At 66.4% G+C, this 6732-nt stretch carries 5 protein-coding genes; 3 read left to right on the forward strand and 2 right to left on the reverse strand.

Annotated features, from left to right (window positions below; genetic code table 11):
- A partial coding sequence (locus AC5RWX_RS28750; protein WP_494099649.1) for a UTP--glucose-1-phosphate uridylyltransferase occupies positions 1-640 on the reverse strand: 640 nt, incomplete at its 3' end.
- A 105-nt stretch (positions 641-745) separates the two neighbouring features.
- Here AC5RWX_RS28750 and AC5RWX_RS28755 point away from each other — a divergent pair.
- From AC5RWX_RS28755 to cpaB, 3 genes are all read left to right on the forward strand, one after another.
- Positions 746-1366: a 5-formyltetrahydrofolate cyclo-ligase gene (locus tag AC5RWX_RS28755; RefSeq protein WP_494099650.1), complete on the forward strand. Its 621-nt coding sequence runs from the start codon at positions 746-748 to the stop codon at positions 1364-1366.
- A 122-nt stretch (positions 1367-1488) separates the two neighbouring features.
- Positions 1489-1764: an FmdB family zinc ribbon protein gene (locus tag AC5RWX_RS28760; RefSeq protein ID WP_494099651.1), complete on the forward strand. Its 276-nt coding sequence runs from the start codon at positions 1489-1491 to the stop codon at positions 1762-1764.
- A 90-nt stretch (positions 1765-1854) separates the two neighbouring features.
- Positions 1855-2571 (forward strand): Flp pilus assembly protein CpaB, encoded by a 717-nt coding sequence (gene cpaB, locus AC5RWX_RS28765; RefSeq protein WP_494099652.1) that lies wholly within the window; start codon positions 1855-1857, stop codon positions 2569-2571.
- Positions 2572-2615: 44 nt separating this feature from the next.
- On the opposite strand, the gene AC5RWX_RS28770 is transcribed toward cpaB, so the two are convergent.
- Complete coding sequence (locus AC5RWX_RS28770) at positions 2616-6686, reverse strand: AAA family ATPase (protein ID WP_494099653.1); 4071 nt, start codon at positions 6684-6686, stop codon at positions 2616-2618.
- Positions 6687-6732: the final 46 nt, after the last annotated feature.

Here is a 6732-nt window from a genome sequence, read left to right on the forward strand (position 1 = left end):
GGACGTATCGGCCAATGACCGCAAGGTTGGAAGGAGCTTCATCGGCCGCCGGTTTCTCCACCAAGCGGTTGACGCGCACATAGTCCTCGCCGTCAATTTCCGCGATGTCCGCGCAGCCGTACGCGCTGATCTGTGAGGGTTCCACCTCGATGAGGGCGATCACGGACCCTCCCGTTTTCGCCTGCACCTCGATCATGGTGCTGAGGAGTTCGTCGCGTGCATCGATGAGGTCGTCACCCAGGAGGACCGCGAAGGCTTCGTTGCCCACATGCTGTTTTGCACGGAGGACAGCGTGTCCGAGACCGTTGGCGTCGCCTTGGCGGACGTAGTGGATGTCCCCAAGGTTGCTGGCAGCCTGGATGGACGCCAGCTTCGCTGTGTCCCCTTTGTCTTCGAGGGTGGACTCCAGGGCCGGCACCCGGTCAAAATGGTCTTCCAGGGCCCGCTTGTTCCGCCCGGTGATCATCAGCAAATCATGGAGGCCCACGTTCACGGCTTCCTCAACCACGTACTGGATGGCAGGCTTGTCCACGACCGGAAGCATTTCCTTGGGCATGGCCTTGGTGGCGGGCAGGAACCTGGTGCCGAGTCCGGCAGCGGGTATAACGGCTTTGCGAACTCTCGGGTTACTGGTAGTCACCCGACTAATCTAACGTCAGCGTCAAGCATTCAGTAATCATTGAGCTGCCGCAGGTACCTGCGGCAGCAGCGCACACGGCCGCAAGGCAACCGATGGAGGAATACAGTGCTTGAGGACGCCAAGGCAACCAAGACCAGGATCCGTACCGCGCACCGCCGCAGACGCGCCGCCCTGACGACGCAGCAGCTGGAGTGGGCGGGGGCTGCGATCGCCCGCCACGGCGCAGGCTGGGCGGCATCCCTGGCCGGTGGTACTCCTGCCACGTTCTGCGTTTACTTGGGCGTGGGCGCTGAACCGCCCACCCTTCCGTTGATCAATGCACTCCACACCGGCGGCCACCACGTCCTGTTGCCCGTCTGCGAACCGGGGCGGGAGCTTGCCTGGGTCTACTGGAACCCGGATGCCGGCGTCGAGCAGAGCCGGTACGCCCCCATTTTGGAACCCAAGGGTGACAGGCATGGACCCGAAGTGGCCGGAACGGCTGCCGCTCTCTTCATCCCCGCCACCGCCGTGGACCTTTCGGGCAACCGCGTTGGGCAGGGCGGAGGTTACTACGACAAGTTTTTGGGCCATCTCGCCACCGCTGGGAAGAATATTCCGCTGGCTGCCGTTATCTACGATGAAGAACTGCTTCCCGCCGGGGAAATCCCTGAAGAGGAGTTCGACCGCCCCGTCCCCGCCGTCCTGGCACCGTCCGGATTCCTGCCGCTCAACGGTCACCACTGAGTCCCACGGTCCAATGGTGCAGGGATGCTAGAATTGGCACTCAGGCCCTGCGACTGCTAAAGGACGGGAACATTCGTCAAGGCAGCACGGGACCTCTCGTTTGCCCAAGAGGAGGAGCACCAGTGCCAACGTACGCGTACGCCTGCAAGGATTGCGGCCATGCCTTCGACATCGTCCAGTCGTTCTCGGACAGTACTTTGACCTCCTGCCCTGAGTGCCAGGGGACGCTGCGCAAGAAGTTCAACAGCGTGGGTGTCGTATTCAAGGGTTCGGGCTTCTACCGCACCGATTCCCGGGACTCCAAGGGAAGCGCCGTTTCGCCTGCCCCGGCTGCTGCCGCGTCCGCTCCCGCAGCGGCACCTGCCACGTCCGCTCCGGCGGCTGCCGCAGCCAGCTAGGCAGGGCTGTTCGACGCCGGCCTTCCGGCTTGTCCACATAGCTCACCGCACTCCTGTTCCGGGTAGTCCCGCGGCCATAGCGTAGGCACCATGCCTGCAAACCTTCCCCGTTCCGGCCGGGCTGCCGCCCGCTATCCGCGCACCTCTCGCCGTTCCGGTCGCCCGCCCGCAGCGGTCCGCGTTGGCGGATGGCTAAGCCGCAACCGCAGGCTCGCGGTGGCGCTCCTGCTTTGCGCTGCGGCTTCAATCACCGTCCATCAGCTCACTCCCGCGCCGGTCCACACGGTCACGGCCCTGGCTGCCGCACGGGACCTGCCTGCCGGCTCAGCCATGGCAGCGTCCGACCTTGCGCACGTGCAGGTACCGCCGGACATGATGGCGGCGGGTTTCCTGGACGAAGAAAGCGAGTTGGCCGGCAAGCAGCTCGCGGCCCCCCTGCGCAAGGGCCAGCTCCTGACGGATGCCCAGCTGCTCGGTCCCGGGCTCCTGGCCGGCACTCCTCCAGGCTCGGCCGCCGTGCCCCTGCGGATGGCCGACCCGTCATCCATCCAGCTCGTTTCGCCCGGGCAGCTGGTGAACGTGGTGCTGACGGCAACCAACGGCTTCGACCAGCAGGCACCGTCCGAGGTCCTGGCAACATCCGTGCCGGTCCTGTGGACGTCCGGCAAGGGCGGCCACAGCGGGCAGTGGCTGGGCACCGCCGAGACTGACGGTCTTATCGTGGTGGCGGCAAGCGCCGAGCAGGCTGCCCGGCTGGCGGGGGCCTCCACACAGGGAAAACTGTTCTTCGTTCTCGTTGGACCCTGAACTCCGTAAACCTGCTATCGGGTTAATACCTCAGACCTTGTCACTCAGCCCCAGTGCGGCGGCTTTTGTTCCTTCAGCCAGGCGTCGTGGTCGTCGTCGGCGTCGCCCCAGCGCCGCGGGTCATCCTCCGCGGCCTTCGTGGGCAGAATCCCTGGCGTCACGTCCTGGCCTTGCACCTTGGCTTCCCCTTGGCCCTGCTCCTCTTCGGGGGCCGGGCCGGCAGGGGCGGACTGCCCCGCGGCCGCGCCGTTGGTGTTCTGATCAGGGGCCATGGAGACCGCCTCCTTGCTGTCCAGGTTCCTCTGTTGTGGCCGGCGGCGTGCCTGCTCCCCGGCATCGATACCATTGAGCGCCTGGTCCACGTCGTCGTCAAGGAATCCTGTGGAGGTTGACGTCCGGTCCCGAAGCACTGCCCGCTCAAGGCCCAGGTAAGCGGCAATCCGGTCGGCGCAGGCCGACGGATCAGTGAACACCTCAATGGTCCACAACGGCATGTACCGCCACCCCAGCCGCTCCAGCAGCTGCGGCCGCAGCCGGCTCCGCTCTCGCACGCTCATGGTGCGGTACTGCTCGGTACCGTCAGACTCGATCGCCACGGGCCACGGCAGGTCGGTCTCGTCCTGGCCCATGGTGCTCAGCGGATCTGCGGCCGCCACGACGTCGATGGCGCCGTCGTACTGGTGCCAGACCCTGGCACCGCGTGCCCGGAGCCTGTCTCCCAGGTCAGCCACCAGAGGATCGGCACCAAGTGCTTGTTCGCTGGCTGCGGCCCGGGAAGCGGGAGTTCCCAAATCGGTATTGCCCGAAATTTCGCGGTCCAGTAATGAGTACAGGTCCACCGCGCCGTGCGTCAGCCGGGTGTGGTCAAGGTCCTCAGGCCGGAAGCAGGTCAACACGTGGATCGAGCGGCGTGCCCGGGTCATGGCCAGGGCGAATTTCTCCCGGCCCCCTTCCGCGGAGAGCGGACCAAAATTGTGCAGGGCGCGCCCGTGCGGGGTGCGTCCGAAGCCCGGCGAGAAAATGACGTGGTCGCGCACCAGGCCCTGGGCCCGTTCCAGGTCAACTACCCTGAAGGACTCCGGACCGGCCCCAAAGAAACCGGCCAGGCCGGGGTGGTTGGGCAGCTGGAGCCGGATGGACTCCCCGATCCGGGCGGCATGGCGGAGGCTCGCCGTGACCACTGCCAGTGATGTCCGGGGACGGGTGCGTGCGTGTTCGAAAACCAGCTGCACCACCCGGTTGACCTCGGCCACCACCGACTCCACGCCTTCGTGGTCCGCGCTTGGCAGTCCGGTGCCGTCCGGCAGGTACTCCACCAGCAGGGACCGGTCCAGGCCGGTAGCCGACTGGCCCTCGGGAAGGCGGCGCAGGGCGCCGTCGTAAAAGTTCTTGCTGAGCTGGAGGACCAGGTCCTGGTCCACTGCGCGGTAAACGAAGTTGAGCCGCCACACGGGAAGCACGGCAGAGAGCGCTTTGAAGGCGCTCTCCACCCGCTGGTGGGCCGTCTCGCCTGCGGCCAGCCGCTCTACCCCCACGGTGAACGTTCGTGGGCTGGCAATCATGGCGTCGCCAAAGGCAATGACCTGGCGGGCACGGGCGATGGATGGCAGCACAGCCTGGAGCGACGTCGCTTCGGCGTCCAGGATGACCACCGCGTCGAAGTGTTGCTCCGCGGGCAGCAGGCCGGTCATCAGGTACGGGCTGACGGACCAGACTGGAACGAGGGTGCCGATCAGGTCGGGAGCCTGTGCAGTCAGCGCGGGCAGGGACACCCTGCCGTCCTTCAGGAGGCTGCGCAGGAGGTCGGCCTGGCGGGGGTGGGCCGCTATGCCGGACCGCCACCGTTCCGCCAGGTCCCACCGAAGGCGGGCAGCACCGCTGGCGATGTGCGCGTTGTCCGCCAGCCGGTACTCGGCCTCCAGCTGCCGCAGGGCGTCGCCGTCGGACATGGCGAGGTAATCGTCTCCGCTGATCATCGCTTCAAGCGCCGACTGCCACCATGCGAGTTCAAGTTCCGCTGCGACCGAACCTGCCGGGACCTCCCGCTCCGCCAGGTCCGCCAGGAGCTCACCCAACCCGTGCTCGCGCATGTTCTCCACCAGGAGGGTGCGCTCCGGCAGCGTTTTGAGGGTGTCGGTGTCCGCCACGAGCCGCTCGAGCCGTTCCATCAGGACTTCATACCGGACAGTGGACAGCGAGCCGCCCGCCTCCGTGTGCCGGAGGGCCTCGCCCAGCTGGGCCAGTTCGCGTTCCAGGGAACGGTACATCATGCTGATCTCGGCAAGTCCGGACGGCACCGCCGGGTGGCGCTGCGTGGTGGCGTAGCCAGCCCAGAGCGCACGCTGTTCCTGGACCAGGACCAGGGAGCTGTGGAGGTCGGCTATGTGGACGCCGGGCCGGACGTATTCCTTGGCGACCCTGCGCAGCCGTGACCGTTGCATGGAGGTCATCTCGATGCCCCGCTCACGGCGCCAGGCAGACGGCGCCGTAGCCGAAATGAGGTCGGTGACCGGCCGGTCGAAGATGTCAGGGGTGAACTTGTCCAAGCTCCCCCGTACGGCCACCAGGAGCTCGAGCTGTTCGCCCCATTCGGCGAAGGAGGCGCCCAGCCGGATCTCGGCATGCTCGGCCACCGCGTTCATGCGTTCCCGCAGCACCGGCAGGCTCTTCTCAACGTCCCGGACCAGGTCCTGGGCTTCCTCGGTCTCCTTGCGTGTGAGGAGGCGCGCCCCGTGCCAGGGGCTGGTGGTGGACGCCTTGCTGAAGCTTCCCAGCTCCGCCGCGCGCCGGAGCCTGCCGGCAAGCTCATCCCGGTCCCGGATGCTGTCCAGGACACTGCGCTTCAGCCGCACGGTGGTGGCGGGTGCCGGGTGGATGGACGTCAGCTCAGCGAGCGACTGCATGGCCTGGTAGGGCGAGCAGCCCCAGCGCTGGCGGACGTTGTGCAGGGACGCCACATGGTCCATCAAGGCATGGCGGTGCTCAGTCAGGGTGTTGTGCAGGTTCCCCAGCTGGGGTTCCAGGGATTTTTCGTTACGGACGATTGCCCGGACCAGCTGGCCCTTGAGCTGCTGCGGAGTAACGTTACCGGACAGCTGGAACAGGATGGACTCAAGGCCCAGGCTATCGAGCTGGCCGGACACTTCGTTGAGGCTGGCGCGGCGGTCGCCGACGACCAGCACTGTCTTGCCGGCGTCCACCAGGGCACCGATGGTGTTGATGGCCGTTTGGGTCTGGCCGGTGCCCGGGGGGCTGCTGACCACGAGGGAATCGCCGGCGCGGGCGGCGTCGATTACGTACTGCTGGTCGATGTCCGCGTCCAGCAGGAGCATCTCGTCCCTGGGGTGCCTGCTGTCCAGCGGCGGGAAACGGGATGGGTCCGGCTCTTCGATGTCCACCACTTCGCCGCCTGCTGCGATGGCGAGGTTGGAAACGATGGGGTTGGAGTCGTTGATCCAGGGGTCGTCCAGGTTTCCGGAGAGGTCCGCGAAGGTGGAAACCAGCAGGTTGTGCTGCGCCTCGGCACCGTGGATGGGCCGGATGAGCGCAGCCAGTTTGTCCAGGACCGGCTGGGGATCGAAGCGGGCAGTGCTGTAGGCGAGCCGGGTGACGGCGTTGACGTCGAAGACAATTCCGTGGACGTTTTTCAGGTGCCGCACCAGGGCCGGGTTGATATGGGCCTGCTCGGTTAATTGCAGCTCGTAGTCGTCCTCCCCCGGACGGACGGTGAGCGAAATCGCCGTCAACATCACGGGCGCCGAGATGCGCTGTGGTTTGCCGCCCACCGCGGAAGTCCACACCACTGTGCCTGCCGAGAAGTAGCCGGCATCGATGCCGCGGTCGTTGGCAAGCTCGAAAATTTTGGACCGGATGTTGCGGGAAGCCCTGGCCGCGACGACGTACTGCTGGCGGTCCCGGATCAGCGTGGAAAGCCGGGTCTTGCGACCGGCCATAAGCTGGGCGAGGCCGGACGGGTGGGCATGCGTCAGGTCGATGGAGCCTTCGGGGGTTTTGGTGAAGCGCAGCATCGTATCCGCCCCGGTGACGGGCTTGAGCCCGGACAACCATTTACGGAGCTCTTCGGAGCCTTCCGGGTGGCCTTGACCAACTGACACTACTGCCTTCTTTTCTGCGTTTGCACGTGACGCCCTGGACCATACC

Source organism: Arthrobacter sp. SPT-J7, from assembly GCF_059089965.1.

Coding starts and splice junctions, on each gene's coding strand:
- cpaB (WP_494099652.1), top strand. CDS start 1,855: ATGCCTGCAAACCTTCCCCGTTCCGGCCGGGCTGCCGCCCGCTATCCG.